17 protein-coding genes are annotated in these 21,268 nt (G+C 55.9%); 13 read left to right on the top strand and 4 right to left on the bottom strand.

What is annotated here, in order from left to right:
• Positions 1–159: 159 nt before the first annotated feature.
• The 9 genes from rodZ to HV340_RS16460 all read left to right on the top strand — a co-directional run bounded on the left by rodZ (position 160) and on the right by HV340_RS16460 (position 10,301).
• Entirely contained in the window at positions 160–1,176 is a 1,017-nt protein-coding gene (rodZ, locus tag HV340_RS16500) for a cytoskeleton protein RodZ (RefSeq protein ID WP_014171167.1), read from the top strand.
• A 26-nt stretch (positions 1,177–1,202) separates the two neighbouring features.
• Entirely contained in the window at positions 1,203–2,321 is a 1,119-nt protein-coding gene (gene ispG / locus HV340_RS16495) for a flavodoxin-dependent (E)-4-hydroxy-3-methylbut-2-enyl-diphosphate synthase (protein ID WP_014171166.1), read from the top strand.
• An 81-nt stretch (positions 2,322–2,402) separates the two neighbouring features.
• A complete protein-coding gene (hisS, locus tag HV340_RS16490) occupies positions 2,403–3,677 on the top strand; it encodes a histidine--tRNA ligase (RefSeq protein WP_020883031.1) in 1,275 nt (424 codons plus the stop codon).
• A 13-nt stretch (positions 3,678–3,690) separates the two neighbouring features.
• Positions 3,691–4,311 carry a YfgM family protein gene (locus HV340_RS16485; protein ID WP_020883032.1) on the top strand — a complete coding sequence of 207 codons (621 nt, stop codon included), beginning with the start codon at positions 3,691–3,693 and terminating at the stop codon, positions 4,309–4,311.
• 10 nt (positions 4,312–4,321) lie between these two features.
• Positions 4,322–5,500, top strand: a complete 1,179-nt coding sequence (bamB, locus tag HV340_RS16480) for an outer membrane protein assembly factor BamB (RefSeq protein ID WP_014171163.1) — start codon at positions 4,322–4,324, stop codon at positions 5,498–5,500.
• A gap of 112 nt (positions 5,501–5,612) precedes the next feature.
• The gene (gene der, locus HV340_RS16475; protein ID WP_020883033.1) at positions 5,613–7,085 is read left to right on the top strand and encodes a ribosome biogenesis GTPase Der; all 1,473 of its coding nucleotides are present in this window, start codon (positions 5,613–5,615) and stop codon (positions 7,083–7,085) included.
• A gap of 300 nt (positions 7,086–7,385) precedes the next feature.
• Positions 7,386–8,927 (top strand): peptide MFS transporter, encoded by a 1,542-nt coding sequence (locus HV340_RS16470; protein WP_047356613.1) that lies wholly within the window; start codon positions 7,386–7,388, stop codon positions 8,925–8,927.
• 65 nt (positions 8,928–8,992) lie between these two features.
• A complete protein-coding gene (locus HV340_RS16465) occupies positions 8,993–10,027 on the top strand; it encodes an oxidoreductase (RefSeq protein WP_181216099.1) in 1,035 nt (344 codons plus the stop codon).
• A 52-nt stretch (positions 10,028–10,079) separates the two neighbouring features.
• Positions 10,080–10,301 (top strand): zinc ribbon domain-containing protein, encoded by a 222-nt coding sequence (locus HV340_RS16460; RefSeq protein WP_032678684.1) that lies wholly within the window; start codon positions 10,080–10,082, stop codon positions 10,299–10,301.
• Here HV340_RS16460 and HV340_RS16455 read toward each other — a convergent pair.
• The 3 genes from HV340_RS16455 to xseA form a co-directional block, all read right to left on the bottom strand.
• Positions 10,298–10,648: a protealysin inhibitor emfourin gene (locus tag HV340_RS16455; RefSeq protein ID WP_020883037.1), complete on the bottom strand. Its 351-nt coding sequence runs from the start codon at positions 10,646–10,648 to the stop codon at positions 10,298–10,300. The two genes, HV340_RS16460 and HV340_RS16455, sit on opposite strands and share 4 nt — an antisense overlap.
• Complete coding sequence (locus HV340_RS16450) at positions 10,649–11,668, bottom strand: M4 family metallopeptidase (RefSeq protein WP_014171157.1); 1,020 nt, start codon at positions 11,666–11,668, stop codon at positions 10,649–10,651. It lies immediately after the preceding gene.
• 72 nt (positions 11,669–11,740) lie between these two features.
• Positions 11,741–13,114, bottom strand: a complete 1,374-nt coding sequence (gene xseA / locus HV340_RS16445) for an exodeoxyribonuclease VII large subunit (protein ID WP_025203471.1) — start codon at positions 13,112–13,114, stop codon at positions 11,741–11,743.
• Positions 13,115–13,276: 162 nt separating this feature from the next.
• Between xseA and guaB the strand changes: the two genes are divergently transcribed.
• Together guaB and guaA are read left to right on the top strand one after the other, a co-directional pair.
• On the top strand, positions 13,277–14,743 hold the full coding sequence (gene guaB / locus HV340_RS16440; RefSeq protein WP_020883040.1) for an IMP dehydrogenase: 1,467 nt from the start codon (positions 13,277–13,279) through the stop codon (positions 14,741–14,743).
• Between the two features lie 67 nt (positions 14,744–14,810).
• On the top strand, positions 14,811–16,388 hold the full coding sequence (guaA, locus tag HV340_RS16435; protein ID WP_014171154.1) for a glutamine-hydrolyzing GMP synthase: 1,578 nt from the start codon (positions 14,811–14,813) through the stop codon (positions 16,386–16,388).
• Positions 16,389–16,445: 57 nt separating this feature from the next.
• On the opposite strand, the gene HV340_RS16430 is transcribed toward guaA, so the two are convergent.
• On the bottom strand, positions 16,446–17,276 hold the full coding sequence (locus tag HV340_RS16430) for a MurR/RpiR family transcriptional regulator (protein WP_020883041.1): 831 nt from the start codon (positions 17,274–17,276) through the stop codon (positions 16,446–16,448).
• 278 nt (positions 17,277–17,554) lie between these two features.
• On the opposite strand from HV340_RS16430, the gene HV340_RS16425 reads away from it, so the two are divergent.
• Both HV340_RS16425 and iolD read left to right on the top strand, forming a co-directional pair.
• Positions 17,555–19,060, top strand: a complete 1,506-nt coding sequence (locus tag HV340_RS16425) for a CoA-acylating methylmalonate-semialdehyde dehydrogenase (protein WP_181216098.1) — start codon at positions 17,555–17,557, stop codon at positions 19,058–19,060.
• Positions 19,061–19,071: 11 nt separating this feature from the next.
• Positions 19,072–20,997: a 3D-(3,5/4)-trihydroxycyclohexane-1,2-dione acylhydrolase (decyclizing) gene (gene iolD, locus HV340_RS16420; RefSeq protein ID WP_063924710.1), complete on the top strand. Its 1,926-nt coding sequence runs from the start codon at positions 19,072–19,074 to the stop codon at positions 20,995–20,997.
• Positions 20,998–21,268: the final 271 nt, after the last annotated feature.

Genomic DNA, 21,268 nt, shown 5'->3' with positions numbered 1-21,268 from the left:
ACAGTTTATCCTGACGGGCAGGGCTGTGCTGTCATCTCCGGGCTGACAGTCTTATACTGTCTGTTCAAGGTTAACTGATCAGAACTTTCGCGGTGCGGGTGGCATTGTGACTTACCGGCACCTGAACCCTTTTTTTTCACGTACCAGTAGTTGTAGCGAATGAATACTGAAGCCACTCACGACCAACATGAAGCACTCTCCACTGGCGTTCGTCTTCGCAACGCCCGTGAACAACTCGGACTCAGCCAGCAAGCCGTTGCAGAACGCTTATGTCTGAAGGTTTCCACGGTTCGCGATATTGAAGAAGATAAGGCTCCGGCCGATCTGGCTTCAACATTTCTGCGTGGTTACATCCGCTCTTATGCAAAACTGGTGCATATCCCTGAAGAAGAATTACTGCCAATGATGGAGAAGCAGGCACCGGTCCGCGCAGCAAAAGTTGCGCCGATGCAGACCTTCTCCCTGGGAAAACGTCGTAAAAAACGTGATGGCTGGCTGATGAGCTTTACCTGGCTGGTGCTGTTTGTGGTGATCGGCCTGACGGGCGCATGGTGGTGGCAAAACCACAAGGCGCAGCAGGAAGAGATCACCACCATGGCCGATCAATCCTCCGCCGAGCTCAATCAGTCCGGCAATGACAACGCTCAGAGTGTGCCGCTGAATACCGAAGGTGCTGCCACCTCCAGCGAGCCGCAGACTGCCGCGACCGATGCGCCTGCAACCGATGCCGGGCAGGCACCCGCCGCAACGGCTAATACCCCTGCGCCTCAGGCTCAGGATCCAAACGCGGTGGTTGCCCCTTCTCAGGCAAACGTGGATACCGCGACCAACGCGCCAGCGGCCACTCAGCCTGCGGACAACGGTGCTGCGTCACTGCCAACCAACCCGGCCGGAACGGCTGCGCCGGCGGCGGACCCAAATGCGCTGGTGATGAACTTCTCTGCTGACTGCTGGCTGGAAGTGACCGATGCAACAGGTAAAAAACTGTTCAGTGGTCTGCAGCGTAAAGATGGCACGTTAAACCTAACTGGCCAGGCACCGTATAAACTTAAAATCGGCGCTCCGGCAGCAGTACAGATCCAGTATCAAGGAAAACCTGTCGACCTGAGCCGCTTTATCAGAACTAACCAGGTTGCGCGTCTTACCGTTAATGCCGAACAATCAGCAGCACAGTAACAGACGGGCAACGCGGGAGATTTTTCATGCATAACCAGGCTCCGATTCAACGTAGAAAATCGAAACGGATTTACGTTGGTAATGTGCCAATCGGCGATGGGGCTCCTATCGCCGTCCAGTCGATGACCAACACGCGTACCACAGATGTGGAAGCGACGGTCAATCAGATCAAAGCGTTAGAACGTGTAGGCGCGGACATTGTTCGCGTCTCCGTGCCGACAATGGATGCCGCAGAGGCGTTCAAATTGATCAAACAGCAGGTCAGCGTTCCGCTGGTTGCTGATATCCACTTCGATTACCGCATTGCGCTGAAAGTTGCTGAATATGGCGTCGACTGCCTGCGTATTAACCCGGGCAACATCGGTAACGAAGAGCGTATCCGCATGGTGGTGGATTGCGCCCGCGATAAAAATATTCCTATCCGTATCGGCGTCAACGCTGGTTCCCTGGAAAAAGATCTGCAGGAAAAATACGGTGAGCCAACGCCGCAGGCGCTGCTTGAATCCGCGATGCGTCACGTTGATCATCTTGATCGTCTGAACTTCGATCAGTTCAAAGTCAGCGTAAAAGCCTCAGATGTGTTCCTGGCAGTAGAGTCTTATCGCCTGCTGGCAAAACAGATCGATCAGCCTTTGCACCTCGGGATTACGGAAGCCGGTGGCCTTCGTAGCGGTTCCGTTAAATCGGCGATCGGCCTGGGGCTGCTGCTCTCGGAAGGGATCGGTGACACCCTGCGCGTTTCGCTGGCGGCCGATCCGGTAGAAGAGATCAAAGTCGGTTTCGATATCCTCAAATCACTGCGTATCCGCGCACGTGGGATCAACTTCATTGCCTGCCCAACCTGTTCACGTCAGGAATTTGACGTGATTGGCACGGTGAATGCGCTTGAGCAACGTCTGGAAGATATCATCACCCCGATGGACGTCTCCATCATCGGGTGCGTGGTGAACGGTCCGGGTGAAGCCCTGGTGTCAACGCTCGGCGTCACCGGCGGTAACAAGAAAAGTGGTCTCTATGAAGATGGCGTGCGTAAAGATCGTCTGGATAATAGTGATATGATCGACCAGCTTGAAGCCCGCATCCGTGCCAAAGCAACAATGATGGATGAAGCGCAGCGCATCAGCATTCAGCAGGTTGAAAAATAACGTGATGGGAAGCGTGGCGCTTCCCATGTATGATTGAACCCATTCTTTGGGTTCTTTTTTGTATATAGAAAGAGAATAAACGTGGCAAAAAACATTCAAGCCATCCGCGGCATGAACGATTATCTGCCTGGCGAAACCGCCATCTGGCAGCGCATTGAAGGCACACTCAAACAGGTGCTCGGCAGCTACGGTTACAGCGAAATCCGTTTGCCGATTGTAGAGCAGACCCCGTTATTCAAACGCGCGATCGGCGAAGTGACCGACGTGGTTGAAAAAGAGATGTACACCTTTGAGGACCGCAACGGCGACAGCCTGACACTGCGTCCGGAAGGTACGGCGGGCTGCGTACGCGCCGGCATCGAACATGGTCTCCTGTACAATCAGGAGCAGCGCCTGTGGTATATCGGCCCGATGTTCCGCCACGAACGTCCACAGAAAGGTCGTTATCGCCAGTTCAACCAGCTGGGTGTGGAAGTCTTTGGCCTGCAGGGCCCGGACATTGACGCCGAACTGATTATGTTGACTGCCCGCTGGTGGCGTGCGCTCGGCATTGCTGAGCATGTCTCACTGGAACTGAACTCCATCGGTTCTCTGGAAGCACGCGCGAACTACCGTGACGCACTGGTTGCGTTCCTGGAGCAGCACAAAGAGAAGCTGGACGAAGACTGCAAACGTCGTATGTACAGCAACCCACTGCGCGTGCTGGATTCCAAAAATCCTGACGTACAGGCGCTGTTGAACGATGCACCTGCATTGGGTGACTACCTGGACGAAGCGTCACGTGAGCACTTTGCGGGTCTGTGCAAACTGCTGGAAGCCGCGGGCATTGCTTATACCGTGAACCAGCGTCTGGTGCGCGGTCTGGACTACTACAACCGCACCGTGTTCGAGTGGGTGACATCCAGCCTCGGTTCCCAGGGCACCGTGTGTGCCGGCGGTCGTTATGACGGTCTGGTTGAGCAGCTTGGTGGTCGTCCAGCCCCTGGCGTTGGCTTCGCCATGGGTCTTGAGCGACTTGTTTTGCTGGTTCAGGCAGTTAATCCGGAATTTAAAGCAGATTCCGTTGTCGATATATACCTGGTAGCCTCAGGCGCGGAAACGCAGCCTGCGGCAATGCAGCTTGCGGAACGTGTGCGTGATGCACTGCCGGACGTGAAGCTGATGACCAACCATGGCGGCGGCAACTTCAAAAAACAGTTTGCTCGTGCCGATAAATGGGGCGCAAGTATTGCACTGGTGCTGGGCGAGTCCGAAGTGGCTAACGGCGAAGTGGTTGTGAAAGACCTGCGCTCTGGTGAGCAGACAACGGTAACGCAGGACGGCGTTGCGGCGCACTTGCGCACTCTATTGGGCTAAGGAGAAGGACTGCGTGGAAATTTACGAGAACGAACACGATCAGGTCGACGCGATTAAACGCTTCTTTGTCGAAAACGGCAAGGCGCTGGTTGTTGGGGTTATTTTAGGTGTCGGTGCGCTGGTAGGCTGGCGTTACTGGAACAGTCATCAGGCGGACTCCGCGCGTGACGCGTCGCTGTCGTATGAAAATACCGTTAGCGCAATCCGTGCCGATCAGCCGCAAACGCTGACGGCGGCAGAGAAATTTGCCGCTGACAACAAAAACACCTACGGTGCGCTGGCCGCACTGGAAGTGGCGCAGCAGTACGTTGATAAGAACGAGCTGGATAAAGCCGCTAGCCTGCTGTCACAAGGGCTAACCGCCGCCAGTGATGAAAATCTGAAAGCGGTAATCAATCTGCGCCTGGCTCGTATTCAGGTTCAGCAGAAAAAAGCTGACGATGCGCTGAAAACGCTCGATACCATCAAAGGCGAAGGTTTTGCTGCCATTGTTGCCGATCTGCGCGGTGAAGCACTGCTGAGCAAAGGTGACAAAGCGGGCGCGCGTAAAGCGTGGCAAGCTGGCGTAGAGAGCAAAGCTTCACCTGCGCTGAGCGAAATGATGCAGATGAAAATAAATAATTTGTCCGTCTGAGAGGGACCCGATGCAATTGCGTAAATTACTTCTGCCAGGACTGCTTTCTGTTACGTTATTGAGTGGCTGTTCACTGTTCAGTGGCGAAGAAGACGTTGTGAAAATGTCCCCACTGCCGACTGTTGAAAACCAGTTTACCCCGTCCACCGCGTGGAGCACCTCCGTGGGCGATGGTATTGGTGATTTTTATTCCAACCTGCACCCGGCTTTTGCCGACAGCGTTATCTATGCGGCTGACCGCAAAGGTACCGTGAAGGCGGTTAACGCCGATGACGGGAAAGAAGTGTGGTCGGTTAACCTGGCGGAAAAAGACGGCTGGTTCTCTCGTAAACCGGCACTGCTTTCTGGCGGTCTGACCGTTGCCGGTGGGCATGTGTATGTGGGTAGCGAAAAAGCCCAGGTCTATGCTCTCAACACCAGCGATGGTTCTGTTGCATGGCAAACCTCCGTGGCCGGTGAGTCTCTGTCTCGTCCGGTCGTGAGCGACGGCATGGTACTGATCCACACCAGCAACGGCCAGCTGCAGGCGCTGAACGAAGCCGATGGTCTGGTGAAATGGACCGTGAACCTGGATATGCCTTCCTTGTCCTTGCGCGGTGAATCTGCGCCGGCTACCGCCTTTGGTGCTGCCATTGTTGGCGGTGACAACGGTCGTGTAAGCGCGGTACTGATGCAGCAAGGCCAGATGATCTGGCAGCAGCGTATTTCTCAGGCGACAGGCTCAACGGAAATCGATCGTCTGAGCGATGTCGACACGACCCCGGTTATCGTTGACGGTGTGGTTTACGCACTGGCCTATAACGGTAACCTGACCGCGCTGGATCTGCGCAGCGGCCAGGTCATGTGGAAACGTGAACTGGGCTCGGTAAATGATTTCGTGGTTGATGGCAACCGTATCTATATGGTCGATCAGAACGACCGTCTGCTGGCGCTCAGCACCGAAGGTGGTGTTACGCTGTGGACGCAAAGCGATCTGCTGCACCGTCTGCTGACCGCACCAGCACTGTATAACGGTAGCCTGGTGGTGGGTGATAGCGAAGGGTATATGCACTGGATTGACCCGGACAACGGTCGTTTTGTTGCTCAGCAAAAAGTCGACAGCTCAGGTTTCCTGACGGAACCGGTCGTGGCTGACGGCAAACTGCTGATTCAGGCAAAAGACGGCACGCTGTACGCGATCACGCGTTAATTACCCAGCGGTTGTAGTATACTAAACGGCTCCTGTTCACTCAGGAGCCGTTTTGACATTTTTAAAAACGCCGCAAATGCGACGTTTATTTGAATTTTATGAGGCTTCAAACATGGTACCTGTGGTCGCGCTTGTCGGGCGCCCTAACGTTGGAAAATCCACTCTTTTTAACCGTTTAACACGCACCCGTGATGCGCTGGTTGCGGATTTCCCGGGGCTGACGCGTGACCGTAAGTACGGTCGTGCAGAAGTAGAAGGACGCGAGTTCATCTGTATTGATACCGGTGGTATTGACGGGACAGAAGATGGTGTTGAAACCCGTATGGCGGAACAGTCGCTGCTGGCGATTGAAGAAGCTGACGTGGTTCTGTTTATGGTGGACGCTCGCGCAGGCCTGATGCCGGCGGACTCCGCTATTGCGAAACATCTGCGCTCGCGTGAAAAACCCACTTTCCTGGTGGCGAACAAAACTGACGGTATTGATGCAGACCAGGCGGTTGCGGATTTCTGGTCCTTAGGTCTGGGCGAAATCTACCCGATCGCGGCATCTCATGGCCGTGGCGTGACCAGCCTGCTGGAAACCGTTCTGCTGCCGTGGGTTGATGAAGTTAACCCGCCGGAAGAGATCGATGAAGACGCCGAATATTGGGCGCAGTTCGAAGACGGCGAAGCGGGCGAGGAAGAGCCTGAAGACGACTTCAACCCGCAGGACCTGCCGATCAAACTGGCTATCGTGGGCCGTCCAAACGTAGGTAAGTCTACACTTACTAACCGTATCCTCGGCGAAGAGCGTGTGGTCGTTTACGACATGCCGGGCACCACCCGCGACAGTATTTATATCCCGATGCAGCGCGATGAGCGTGAGTATGTGCTCATTGATACCGCAGGCGTACGTAAGCGCGGGAAAATCACCGATGTGGTGGAAAAATTCTCCGTTATCAAAACCCTGCAGGCGATTGAAGATGCCAACGTGGTCATGCTGGTCATCGATGCGCGCGAAGGTATCTCCGATCAGGACCTTTCTCTGCTCGGCTTCATTCTGAATAGTGGGCGCTCACTCGTTATCGTGGTCAACAAATGGGATGGCCTGAGTAATGAGGTGAGAGAGCAGGTGAAAGAGACGCTCGACTTCCGTCTGGGCTTTATCGACTTTGCTCGCGTGCACTTTATCTCTGCGTTACACGGCAGCGGTGTAGGTAATCTGTTTGAGTCCGTGCGTGAAGCGTACGACAGCTCCACCCGTCGTCAGAGCACCGCCATGCTGACCCGTATCATGAACATGGCAGCAGAAGACCATCAGCCGCCGCTGGTGCGTGGTCGTCGCGTGAAGCTGAAATATGCTCACGCCGGTGGTTATAACCCACCAATCGTGGTGATTCACGGCAACCAGGTTAAAGACCTGCCGGATTCCTACAAGCGCTATCTGATGAACTACTTCCGTAAATCACTGGACGTAATGGGCACGCCAATCCGCATCCAGTTTAAGGAAGGGGAGAACCCATTCGCCAACAAGCGCAATACCCTGACGCCAAACCAGATGCGTAAGCGTAAGCGTTTGATTAAGCACATTAAGAAAAGCAAATAAGCTTTGCCGTTCTTTCTGAAGCCCGCGTTGATCGCGGGCTTTTTTTCGCCCGCTCATACCGCCAGTCCTCTCTGTGTGATGTCAATCACTATTCACTTTTAACCAAGTTTAAATCTAAGAAAGTAGACAATCATCGAATTTTCATCTTAAAGTCCAGGGTCCGGTACTAGACAAAACTAGCGACTGGTTATCAAATGGTTAACTAACTTTTCGCCGCATGTAAAAAATCGGTCAGATACGTAACTGGCTGGCGTACATGCTGGTGTTTACAAGCACGACACATACCTTCCTTGGAGAATTATGCAATCCTCTGTTAATCAAAAAGAAAGCCGAACGTTCTTCGGCCACCCTTATCCGCTCGGTTCGCTGTTCTTTACCGAGATGTGGGAACGTTTCTCGTTTTACGGCATTCGCCCATTACTGATCCTGTTTATGGCCGCCACCGTGTATGACGGCGGGATGGGGCTGGCACGTGAAAACGCGTCGGCAATTGTGGGTATCTTTGCCGGCACCATGTACCTGGCCGCACTACCGGGTGGCTGGCTGGCGGATAACTGGCTCGGCCAGCAGAAAGCCGTCTGGTACGGATCCATCCTGATTGCGCTCGGCCACCTGTCGATTGCGCTCTCGGCCATCATGGGCGATAACCTGTTCTTTATCGGCCTGATGTTCATCGTGCTCGGTTCTGGTCTGTTTAAGACCTGTATCTCGGTCATGGTGGGGACGCTGTACAAAAAAGGCGATGCGCGTCGTGACGGCGGTTTCTCGCTGTTCTACATGGGCATCAACATGGGCTCGTTTATCGCGCCGCTGATTTCCGGCTGGCTGATTAAATCTCACGGCTGGCACTGGGGCTTCGGCATTGGTGGCATCGGGATGCTGGTTGCCCTGATCATCTTCCGCGTGTTTGCCGTTCCGGCAATGAAACGCTATGACAGCGAAGTGGGGCTGGACTCGACCTGGAACAGCCCGGTGGTGAAAAGAAACGGCGTGGGCGCATGGTTGCTGGCGCTGGCTGTGGGTGTGGCTGTTATCGTTACGCTGATCGCGCAGGGTGTGATTGTGATTAACCCGGTTGCGGTAGCCAGCGTGCTGGTTTACGTGATTGCGGCGTCCGTTGCCCTCTACTTTATCTACCTGTTCCTTTTTGCGGGCCTGAATCGTAAAGAGCGTGCCAGACTTCTGGTCTGTTTTATTCTGCTGGTCTCCGCTGCGTTCTTCTGGTCCGCCTTCGAGCAGAAGCCAACGTCATTCAATCTCTTTGCCAACGACTACACTAACCGCATGATCGGTGATTTTGAAATCCCGGCGGTATGGTTCCAGTCGATTAACGCCCTGTTCATCATCCTGCTGGCACCGGTATTCAGCTGGGCCTGGCCGAAACTTGCCAGCATGAACATTCGTCCGAGCAGTATCACCAAGTTTGTTATTGGTATTTTGTGTGCCGCCGCAGGCTTTGGCCTGATGATGCTGGCTGCGCAGAACGTACTGAATAACGGTGGCGCGGGCGTGTCGCCATTCTGGCTGGTGGGCAGCATTTTGATGCTGACGCTGGGGGAACTGTGCCTGAGCCCGATTGGTCTGGCGACCATGACGCTGCTGGCACCGGAAAGAATGCGTGGGCAGATGATGGGCCTGTGGTTCTGCGCAAGTGCGCTGGGCAACCTGGCGGCAGGTCTGATTGGCGGTCACGTGAAGGCCGACCAGCTGGATATGCTGCCGGATCTCTTCGCACGTTGCTCCATCGCGCTGCTGATTTGTGCCGCGGTGCTGATCGTCCTCATTGTTCCGGTACGTCGCATGCTGGAAAATGCGCAGACTAAACCGGCCACTAACGCCTGATAACGCCTCGCTCGTCAATACCGGGGCAGGCGTTTGCCCCGGTAATTTACTCGACGAGGTAGAAGATGCTGTTAGGGTTTGTTGGTCTTGGCGCGGTGGTGGAAACCGCTTATTTACCTGCATTACACAATCTGTATGGCGATTCACTGCACTGCCTGGGTTTTGATGTTCAGCCTGGCAGACACCCTGAAGGCGTGACGCGCTGCGCCTCTCTCACCGAACTTCTCTCGCATTCTCTTGATACCCTGTTTATTACCACGGCTTCTCTGCAGCATCTTGAGGTGCTGGAGCACGCCCTGGCGTCTCCTGTGGTGCGGATCGTGGTTGAAAAAACCATCGTCGCCACGCTCGCGCAGCTCGAAAAACTGAACAGGCTGCTGGCGTTGCCCGGTGCGGCGTCTCGTGTGCTCGCACTTGACCACTGGATGGCGCGCCTCGCAACGATTCAGCTTGGGCTGATCGGGACTTTTGCTGATATCGCCAGAATTGACGGTTTTTTGCAGGAACCGAGCGGGTTTAACGCAAAAGGAGAACCTGTCGCGCTTAACTTCGCCACGGGTGAAGTGGACACCCGCACGCTTCGCCATCCTGACGGCGTTATCCTGGACATCGGCACGCATGTGCTGGCGATGCTGCGTGAAACGGTGCGTTATCTGGGGGGCGGGGATGATATGACGCTGCAGGTGGTGGCCGCTACTGACCGGCTTGGGCGTGAGATCAAACAGGGCGATCTCACCACGGCAGAGGGCAGCGCTCATCTTCGCGGGCAGCTTAGTGGCATTCCGGTGGAGATTTGGCTCAACAAATATGCGGGACCGTCAGGCGGGCAAAAAGGGTTACGGCTGTATCTGCATGACGGGCGCGTCATAAGCCACGATCGTCACGGAGCAGAAGATGTGCTCGTGCTGACGGACGGCGATCGGGTTCAGCGCTGGCATATTCCAGGAACGATTTATACGCACTGCCTGGCAGAGCGCATTCTGGGGCAGAAAAGTCTGTTCGAATGTGACCCGGAAGAAGTGAGCCGGACGACACGCCGTCGAATGGCGGAAGTAGAACTGCTGCTGACCTTACAGCAACAGCTGCGTGGCCCGCACTGAGTGCTGCGTGTTAATATCAACGTATTACAGAATGCCCAGCAAAGGAGTCATCATGTCAATTACCTGCCCGGATTGCCACGCAGAGCTTGAAGCGCAAAATGGCGTCGCCCACTGTGAGCACTGCGATAAGGATATCGCGCTCGAAGCCCGCTGCCCGGAGTGTCATCAGCCACTCCAGGTCTTAAAAGCCTGCGGTGCGGTGGATTACTTCTGCCAGAACGGCCACGGCCTGATTTCTAAAAAGCGCGTGGAGTTTGTCCCGGCTGAAGCTTAATCACACACGCAGCCTTCGCCTTTCTGCCATAGCTCGACCAGCGACTCAGGGGCTTCCTGCTCAGGCACCAGCACAATCATATCGGTGTACTGGGCCTGATTGTGCTGAGTCCAGATTATCTGGATGCGAAAATAACGCTGATCGCCACTCCCCGGCGAGGTGGGTTCACCCGGCGGCTGGCCGCGTGGAAATGCCTGCTCCAGGATGCTTACCACGCGCTGACGCTGGGCCTCATTGAGTGACGAAAGCGTAATGGTGCGTTGGCCGCTTAGCTTAGGGATAAAAGCGACGCCGCCTTCCCGGGCCAGCTCAACGACGGCGTCATCTGTGAGTTCCGGAACCTGCATTTACAGCACTCCCACCTGTTCCCAGGCTTGTTTTATCGCAGCCGCCACGTCGCCACCGGACCGTTTCTCGCCGTGGGCAACCGTCAGTTTTGCGAAGGCCTCAAAATCGGCATCTTGCGCCAGGTGACGGTCGCAAACTGTGTCGTACCAGGCATATCCCGCTTTTTCCCAGGCATGACCCCCAATCGCCTTCGCGGCCAGATAAAACGCCCGGTTGGGAATACCTGAATTCAGGTGTACGCCGCCGTTGTCTTCGCGCGTTTTGATAAAGTCTTTCATGTGCCCAGGCTGCGGGTCTTTACCGAGCAGAGGATCGTCATAGGCGGTGCCGGGCGCTGACATGGAGCGCAGCCCTTTGCCGTTAATACCGTCTGCCAGCAGCCCCTCACCAATCAGCCAGTCGGCTTCATCGGCGGTCTGTTTGAGGTGGTACTGTTTGACCAGCGAGCCAAACACATCTGACAATGATTCATTCAGTGCGCCAGACTGCTCAAAATAGATAAGCCCGGCTTCGGTCTCGGTGACACCGTGGCTTAGCTCATGGGCCACGACGTCAATGGCAATGGTAAAGCGGTTAAATATTTCGCCGTCGCCATCGCCAAAGACCATCTGCTGACCATTCCAGAAGGCGTTCTGATATTCCCGGCCATAGTGCACGGTACCGGTCAGGATCAGGCCTTTATTATCAAGCGAATCGCGCTGATACATTTTCCAGAAGAAATCATGGGTGACCCCCAAATAATTGTAGGCTTCATCAACGGCCACATCGCCATTTGACGGCTGGCCCTCATAACGCACCTGAGTACCCGGCAGCTCCTGCGTCTGTCTGGCATCGTAAATATCACGCTCCAGTTGACCGGCTTTATTGACGTGCGGCGCGGCGGGTTTGCCCGGCATATGCGCCATGAGCGTTTGCACATGCGTTAACGTCTGACGGGCGCAGCGCTGCTGCGGCTCAGAGCCACTTTCGATAATGCGACGAAGAATATAGGGGGGAATGACGCTGTGAAGATAAGACATGCTGCTCTCCTTAGTTCGGGCAAGGCCAGATAAAAGGGAATAGCAGCAGTATAGTTTGTAACCGACGAAGAATTATCCGGTTTTTCGCTGGCGTGTTTTTTTCACCGGTTTAATCTCTTTCACTTCGCTCTCCACCCAGCCGTCTGACAGACGGGTGGTGAGAACATCTCCGGCTTTCACCTGCTTCGTTTGCTTCAGCACTTTACCGTCGGTGGCGGTCGTTACGCTATAGCCTCGAGCCAGCGTCGAGAGCGGGCTGACCGCCTCGAGGTGGGTCACGGCGTTGCCAAAGCGTTCACGTGTGGTGCTAAGACGTGCACGGATAGTGTCTGCCAGTCGATATTCAAGCTGTTGGATACGCGTTTGCGCGCGATAAATCTTCGGCTGTGGGTTCTGCTGGTTCAGGCGCTGAGTAATACGCTGCTGGCGCGAGACCGCGCGCTTGAGCTGAATATCCAGCGCGACGTTCATTCGCTGACGCAGACGTTCCAGCACGGTTTGCTGACGGGCCAGCCGCAATTGCGGGTGCTGCTGTTGCAGGCGATGATGAAGCTGGGTAAACCGGCGCGACCGGTTGGCCAGGAAATAGTCCATCGCCATTTCCAGACGCTGCTGACCATTCTGCAGCTGGCGCAGCAGCTCCAGCTGATTGCGGCTCACCACTTCCGCGGCTGCGGAGGGCGTTGGCGCGCGTAAATCCGCCACAAAATCAGCTATTGTCACGTCCGTTTCGTGGCCGACGGCGCTGACGACCGGGATCTGGCTTGCGAAAATGGCCCGTGCCACGCGTTCGTCGTTAAAGCTCCACAGGTCTTCCAGCGAACCGCCGCCACGCCCGACAATCAGCACGTCGCACTCCTGACGTGCGTTTGCAAGTTCAATGGCGCGGACAATCTGACCCGGTGCGTCATCACCCTGAACAGCGGTCGGGTAGATGATAACGGGCAGGGACGGGTCGCGGCGTTTGAGGACATGAAGAATATCGTGCAGTGCCGCCCCGGTTTTTGACGTAATCACCCCAACGCAGTGGGCAGGTGAGGGGAGCGGTTTTTTGAACTGCTGATCGAAAAGACCCTCTTGCGAGAGTTTGTCTTTTAGCTGCTCGTACTTCTGCTGCAACACACCTTCGCCCGCAGGCTGCATACTTTCGACGATGATTTGATAATCGCCGCGCGGCTCATACAGGGTGATATTGGCGCGAACCAGAACCTGCTGACCATGCTGAGGGCGAAACGTCACGCGGCGGTTGCTGTTGCGGAACATTGCACAGCGCACCTGAGCGGTGTCGTCTTTTAATGTGAAGTACCAGTGACCAGATGAAGGCTGCGTGAAGTTAGAAATTTCACCGCTGATCCAGACCTGCCCCATTTCCTGCTCAAGCAGCAAACGAACCGTCTGATTAAGGCGGCTGACAGTAAAAATTGAGGGGGATTGAGTGGATAACATGTGAGCGGGATCAAATTCTAAATCAGCAAGTTATTCAGTCGATAGTAACCTGCTGAGAGGGGAGTGCAAGGTTTTTTTATAAAAAAGTGTGGATGCAATCGGTTACGCTCTGTATAATGCCACGGCAATATTTAACCACCCACCAGGTCAGAGATATTGCCCATGCTACGTATCGCTAAAGAAGCACTGACGTTTGACGACGTCCTCCTCGTTCCCGCTCATTCCACCGTTCTGCCGAATACTGCCGATCTCAGCACGCAGTTGACGAAAACGATTCGCCTGAACATTCCTATGCTCTCTGCGGCAATGGACACCGTGACTGAAGCGCGCCTGGCTATCGCCCTGGCACAGGAAGGTGGCATCGGCTTTATTCATAAAAACATGTCTATCGAGCGTCAGGCTGAAGAAGTTCGCCGCGTGAAGAAACATGAATCCGGCATCGTGTCTGACCCACAGACCGTTCTGCCAACCACCACCCTGCACGAAGTGAAAGCCCTGACCGAACGTAACGGTTTCGCCGGTTACCCGGTTGTCACCGAAGATAACGAACTGGTGGGCATCATCACCGGCCGTGACGTGCGTTTCGTGACTGACCTGAACCAGCCTGTCAGCGTATACATGACCCCGAAAGAGCGTCTGGTAACCGTCCGTGAAGGCGAAACCCGTGACGTCGTGCTGGCTAAAATGCACGAGAAGCGCGTTGAGAAAGCACTGGTTGTGGACGCGAACTTCCACCTGCTGGGCATGATCACCGTTAAAGATTTCCAGAAAGCAGAACGTAAGCCTAACGCCTGTAAAGACGAGCATGGCCGTCTGCGCGTAGGTGCTGCCGTTGGCGCGGGTGCAGGTAACGAAGAGCGTGTTGACGCGCTGGTGGCTGCGGGCGTTGACGTACTGCTGATTGACTCCTCTCACGGCCACTCCGAAGGCGTTCTGCAACGTATTCGTGAAACCCGTGCGAAATACCCAGACCTGCAGATCATCGGCGGTAACGTTGCAACGGGCGCAGGCGCTCGCGCACTGGCTGAAGCAGGCTGCAGCGCGGTGAAAGTCGGTATCGGTCCTGGCTCTATTTGTACCACCCGTATCGTGACTGGCGTAGGCGTTCCGCAGATCACCGCGGTATCCGACGCGGTTGAAGCGCTGGAAGGCACCGGTATTCCGGTTATCGCTGACGGCGGTATCCGCTTCTCTGGCGACATCGCGAAAGCGATAGCTGCAGGTGCTGCAGCCGTCATGGTTGGCTCTATGCTGGCCGGTACTGAAGAATCCCCGGGCGAAATCGAACTCTACCAGGGCCGTTCTTACAAATCATACCGTGGTATGGGCTCCCTGGGCGCGATGTCCAAAGGCTCTTCCGACCGTTACTTCCAGAGCGATAACGCCGCTGACAAACTGGTACCGGAAGGTATCGAAGGCCGCGTTGCCTATAAAGGCCGCCTGAAAGAGATCATTCACCAGCAGATGGGCGGCCTGCGCTCCTGTATGGGTCTGACCGGCTGTGGTACCATCGACCTGCTGCGTACTAAAGCGGAATTCGTACGCATCAGCGGTGCGGGTATCCAGGAGAGCCACGTTCACGACGTGACGATCACCAAAGAGTCCCCGAACTACCGTCTGGGCTCCTGATAAATTTCCGCGCCCGGCTCATGCCGGGCGCTCTGTATTTGTTTCACTTGCCTCGGAATTAGCGTCAATGACGGAAAACATTCATAAACATCGCATTCTCATCCTGGACTTTGGTTCTCAGTACACTCAACTGGTGGCGCGTCGCGTGCGTGAACTGGGCGTTTACTGTGAACTGTGGGCATGGGATGTCACGGAAGCACAGATTCGCGAATTCAATCCAAGCGGCATCATCCTGTCCGGCGGCCCGGAAAGCACCACCGAAGAGAACAGCCCACGCGCACCGCAGTACGTGTTTGAAGCGGGCGTGCCGGTATTCGGCGTTTGCTACGGTATGCAGACTATGGCCATGCAGCTGGGCGGCCACGTAGAAGGGTCTAACGAGCGTGAGTTTGGTTACGCGCAGGTTGAAGTCGTCACCGACAGCGCGCTGGTTCGCGGTATCGAAGACTCCCTGACCGCAGACGGCAAACCGCTGCTGGACGTGTGGATGAGTCACGGCGACAAAGTCACCGCCATCCCGTCTGACTTTGTGACCGTTGCCAGCACCGATAACTGCCCGTTTGCGATTATGGCGAACGAAGAAAAACGCTTCTACGGTGTGCAGTTCCACCCGGAAGTGACCCACACCCGTCAGGGTATGCGCATGCTGGAACGCTTCGTGCGTGATATCTGCCAGTGTGAAGCACTGTGGACGCCAGCAAAAATCATCGACGACGCCGTTGAGCGTATCCGCCAGCAGGTTGGCAATGACAAAGTGATCCTCGGCCTGTCCGGCGGTGTTGACTCCTCTGTCACCGCGATGCTGCTGCACCGCGCAATCGGCAAAAACCTGACCTGTGTATTCGTGGACAACGGTCTGCTGCGTCTGAACGAAGCGCAGCAGGTTATGGATATGTTCGGCGACCACTTCGGTCTGAACATCATTCACGTGGAAGGCGAGAAGCGCTTCCTCGACGCGCTGGCTGGCGAGAACGATCCGGAAGCGAAACGTAAAATCATCGGTCGCGTCTTCGTTGAAGTGTTCGATGAAGAAGCGCTGAAGCTGGAAGACGTTAAATGGCTGGCGCAGGGCACCATCTACCCTGACGTGATTGAATCCGCGGCTTCCGCAACCGGTAAAGCACACGTCATCAAATCTCACCACAACGTTGGCGGCCTGCCGAAAGAGATGAAGATGGGCCTGGTTGAACCGCTGCGTGAGCTGTTCAAAGATGAAGTACGTAAGATCGGCCTGGAACTGGGTCTGCCATACGACATGCTCTACCGTCACCCGTTCCCGGGTCCAGGTCTGGGCGTGCGTGTGCTGGGCGAAGTGAAGAAAGAGTACTGCGACCTGCTGCGTCGTGCGGACGCTATCTTCATTGAAGAGCTGCACAAAGCTGACCTGTACAACAAAGTGAGCCAGGCGTTCACCGTGTTCCTGCCGGTGCGCTCTGTCGGCGTGATGGGCGATGGCCGTAAGTACGACTGGGTTGTTTCCCTGCGTGCGGTAGAAACCATCGACTTCATGACCGCGCACTGGGCGCACCTGCCGTACGACTTCCTGGGCCGCGTCTCTAACCGCATTATCAACGAAGTGAACGGTATCTCCCGCGTGGTGTATGACATCAGCGGTAAGCCACCGGCTACGATTGAGTGGGAATGATTTTCCCCTGATATCACCCCGAACCCTCTGCTTGCGCAGGGGGTTTTTTATTCTCCGTTACTTCCCACTGCCCAGCCGATATGCCAGCGCTACCACCAGCGACTGCACCAGGCACAGCGTCGCCGACTGCGAGCGAAACGCGTCAACCTGCGCCTCTTTCACCACAAAACAGAGATCGCTGAAGGTGGCCAGCGGGCTTATCTGGCTGTCGGTGATCACAATCTGCCGCGCGCCGACGCTGGCGGCGGTTTCGCTGACCATTACCGTCTCTTCCGCATACGGCGAGAAGCTGATCGATACCACAATGTCCTGCGCTTTGATGCGGTTGATCTGCTCACGCAGCATCCCCCCCATTCCGTCGAGCAGAATAGGGCGGCACTCCAGGTGGCTCAGGGCGTAGGTCAGATAGGCGGCGACGCTAAACGAGCGGCGTAACCCGGCGATATAGATTGTGTCGGCGTCGGCCAGCAGTTGTACGGCGCGTTCCAGCATCTCCGGCTCGGCGCGGGCGGCCAGCTGCTGGAGGGCCTGCGCATTTGAACGGGCGAACTCCTGCAGAATATCGAGCGGGGTTTCCGGGACGGCCTGACTTTCCATTTCGCGAAACAGCCGGGCGCGGTCACTGTAGCTGGCGGTCTCTTCCACCAGGTTCATGCGAAACAGCTGTTTCATCTCATTGAAGCCGGTGAAGTCAAAAGCATTGGCAAAACGGATCAGCGTTGACGGCGGCACATCGGCACGCTCGGCAATGACGGCGACCGTATCAAAGGCCACGCTGTTGGTATTATCCAGCACATAGCGGGAGACCTGCTGCAGCCTCTTGCTCAGGCTATCGTAGCGATCGCGGATTTGCTGCTGCAGCTCATTCAGGCTGGTTGCTGTGGTCATTTTACCCCCTATGCATAGTTTTATGATTCTAAACGCAAAACCGCGTCTTTTAAATGCCGGCCGTCCATCTGGCCTCAAAAATGAAACAGAAGCTTCACGCTTTTCAACGCCTGAAATGCCTTAATAGCGCAGGCTGCACCGGTGATGGTGGCTGTTAACATAAAAATCCATCCTTGATCACAATAATCATCATTTATTTTATTTCAACTTAAAATGGAATATTTGTTTCATATATAGTGTTCAGGTAACAGTCACGTATCAACAGCGAGAGGTTAAGGATGGAGACGGTAGCGAATTTTATTCACGGCGAGTGTGTCACCGGTTCAGGCCAGCGCGTTCAGGCAATCTTCAACCCGGCCACCGGAGAGCAGATCCGCCAGGTGGTGATGAGTACGGCACAGGAAACCGAACAGGCGATTGCCGCAGCACAGCAGGCTTTTCCTGGCTGGGCGCGTCATTCTCCACTTAAACGCGCACGCGTGATGTTCCGCTTCAAAGCGCTGCTGGAAGAGAACATGGAGCGCCTGGCCCGCATCATCAGCGAAGAGCATGGCAAAGTCTTCTCCGACGCGGTGGGCGAGCTGACCCGCGGCCTGGAAGTGGTGGAGTTTGCCTGTGGCATCCCGCATCTGCAAAAAGGTGAGCACTCCGCTAATGTCGGCACCGGTGTCGACAGCCACTCGTTGATGCAGCCGCTCGGCGTATGTGCCGGGATCACGCCGTTTAATTTCCCGGCAATGGTGCCGATGTGGATGATCCCGATTGCGCTGGCCACCGGCAACACGTTCGTGCTGAAACCGTCGGAAAAAGATCCCTCTCTGGCGCTCGCGCTGGCAAAACTGCTGAAAGACGCCGGCCTGCCTGACGGCGTGTTTAACGTGGTGCAGGGTGATAAAGAGTCGGTTGACGTGCTGCTGACTGACCCACGCGTGCAGGCTGTGAGCTTTGTCGGTTCAACGCCGATCGCCCAATACATTTACGAGACCGCCTCCGCCCACGGTAAACGCTGTCAGGCACTGGGCGGGGCAAAAAACCACTGCATCTTAATGCCGGATGCCGATATGGATATGGCGACGAACGCGATTATGGGCGCTGCCTTCGGCGCGGCGGGAGAACGTTGCATGGCGCTGTCGGTGGTGCTGGCAGTGGGGGATAACACTGCTGATGAACTCTGTTCCCGGCTGGAAAAACAGATTGCCGCGCTGCGCGTCGGACCGGGTCTGGACCAGACGCCAGAGAACGAAATGGGGCCGCTTATCTCCTCGGCACACCGTAACAAAGTGCTGGGCTATATCGACAGCGGGGAAACTCAGGGAGCCCGCCTGCGCGTGGATGGCCGTGGGTTCAGCGTGAAAGGCCACGAGCAGGGCTATTTTGTTGGACCAACGCTGTTCGATAACGTCACGCCGGAGATGACCATTTATAAAGAAGAGATTTTCGGGCCGGTACTTTCTGTGGTGCGTGTTGCAGATTACAGCAGTGCGGTGGACCTGATTAACCGGCATGAATATGGTAATGGCTCGGCAATATTTACCCGTGACGGTGGCTGCGCGCGCCGCTTCTGCGAAGAGGTGCAGGCGGGGATGGTTGGGGTGAACGTGCCGATCCCGGTGCCGATGGCGTTCCACAGTTTTGGTGGCTGGAAGCGTTCGATCTTTGGTGCGCTGAATGTGCACGGCAACGACGGCGTGCGTTTCTACACCCGAATGAAAACCATCACCGCACGCTGGCCGGAAATGCAGCAGGAGACTGGCGCTGCGTTCTCCATGCCGACGCTGGGCTGACAGGAGGTTTTATGCAAACCGAACGTATGACCATGGCTCAGGCCCTGGTCAGATTCCTTAATCAACAATATGTCTCCATTGATGGACAAGAAACGCCCTTCGTGGAGGGCGTGGCGACCATTTTTGGTCACGGCAACGTGCTGGGTATCGGCCAGGCACTTGAGCAGGATCCTGGCCACCTGCAGGTGATGCAGGGGTGTAACGAACAGGGCATCGCCCATATGGCGACCGGATTCGCCAAACAGCATCGCCGTCGGCGCATTTTTGCCGTCACCTCATCCGTCGGGCCCGGCGCGGCGAATATGGTGACGGCCGCGGCGACCGCCACCGCGAACCGCATTCCGCTCCTGCTGTTACCGGGGGATATCTATGCCAGCCGCCAGCCCGATCCGGTTTTGCAGCAAATCGAGCAGTACCACGATCTCAGTATCAGCACCAACGACTGCTTCCGTCCCGTTTCACGCTACTGGGACCGCATTAACCGTCCGGAACAGTTAATGAGCGCGATGTTAAATGCGATGCGAATGCTTACTGACCCCGCAGCGACGGGGGCTGTGACCATTTGCCTGCCGCAGGACGTACAGGGCGAAGCCTGGGATTATCCCCTGAGCTTCTTTGCGCGTCGCGTGCATCACATTGAACGCCGTCCGCCTGATCCCCAGCGTCTGGCCCAGGCACAGGCGTTGATTGCCCGTAAACGCCGTCCACTGGTGGTGTGTGGCGGGGGCGTGCGTTATTCCGGCGCACATGAGGCATTTCGGGAATTTGTCGAGACGCTGCAACTGCCGTTTGCCGAAACCCAGGCCGGAAAGGGGGCGCTGGTAAGCGATCACCCCCTTAATCTGGGAGGGATCGGTGTGACGGGCGGAATGGCCGCTAACCAGCTTGCACCCAGGGCGGATTTGGTGATTGGCATCGGCACGCGCCTGACGGACTTTACCACCGGCTCCAAAGCGCTCTTTTCCCATCCGGACGTCGAGTTCCTGCTTTTAAACGTCGCCGAGTTTGATGCCGTGAAACTGGATGCCACGGCGCTGATTGCCGATGCGCAAACCGGGCTACACGCTTTAACGCAGGCGCTCCCGGCGTACCGAAGCCACTGGGGAGAGGAGATTGCTCAGGCGAAATCTGCCTGGCATGCGGAGTGCCAGCGCTTATGGGGCCGTCAGTGGCATCCCGACGATGCGCCTGAAGTGGCAGGGCACCTTGATGCGCAGCTGGCGGAATACGGTGAGGCGCTCAACACCCGTCTGACCCAGACGCGGGTGCTGGGGCTTATCAATCAACATATCGAAGATAACGCCATCGTTGTGGGCGCAGCCGGATCGCTGCCCGGAGATTTACAGCGCCTCTGGCAGGTGAAGACGCCGGACAGTTATCACCTGGAGTACGGCTACTCCTGCATGGGATATGAGATTGCGGCGGCGATAGGCGCGAAGCTTGCCAGCCCGCATCAGCCGGTTTACGCCATGGTGGGGGATGGCTCCTACATGATGCTGCACTCCGAGCTACAAACCGCGGTGCAGGAGGGGATCAACGTCACCGTTTTGCTGTTTGATAATGCCAGCTTCGGCTGCATTAATAACCTGCAGATGGGGCACGGGATGGGGAGCTTCGGTACGGAAAACCGTCATCGAAATCTAGATTCAGGCCGGCTTGACGGGCCGCTGGTAAAAGTCGATTTCGCCCAGAACGCGGAAAGCTACGGCTGTCGCGCGTGGCGGGTCCACGACGAGCAGAGTCTGCTGGTGGCGCTAGAGGCGTCGCGGGCGCATCCTGGCCCAACGCTGCTGGATATCAAAGTGCTGCCGAAAACCATGACCCATGATTACGCGTCATGGTGGCGAACCGGTGATGCGCAGGTCGCGGGATCGTCTGCGGTGCGCAAAGCCGCCGAGCAAACTCAGGCGCAGGTGAAAAAAGCACGCCAGTATTAAGTTTTCCCGCCGTAACGAAATTTTCATTTCATTTTCCCCTCACCCTAACCCTCTCCCCAAAGGGGAGAGGGGATGGTGTAGTGCACTCTTTTCTCCCTCGCCCCTTTGGGGAGAGGGCAGGGGTGAGGGGTTAGTAGCACCTTCTTCCATGTTGTGAGATTGATAACAAAATTTATCTCAATCATCTCAAAAGTGTTAACCCGCACTCAAAAATATAATTTTCACTATTTATAAAAATGAAATAAATGTTTTATTTAAGGGGTCGTTAGTT

Origin of the sequence: Enterobacter sp. RHBSTW-00975 (genome assembly GCF_013615235.1) — a bacterium.
GTDB lineage: Bacteria > Pseudomonadota > Gammaproteobacteria > Enterobacterales > Enterobacteriaceae > Enterobacter > Enterobacter ludwigii.
This window is presented reverse-complemented; position numbering and strand designations above follow the sequence as displayed.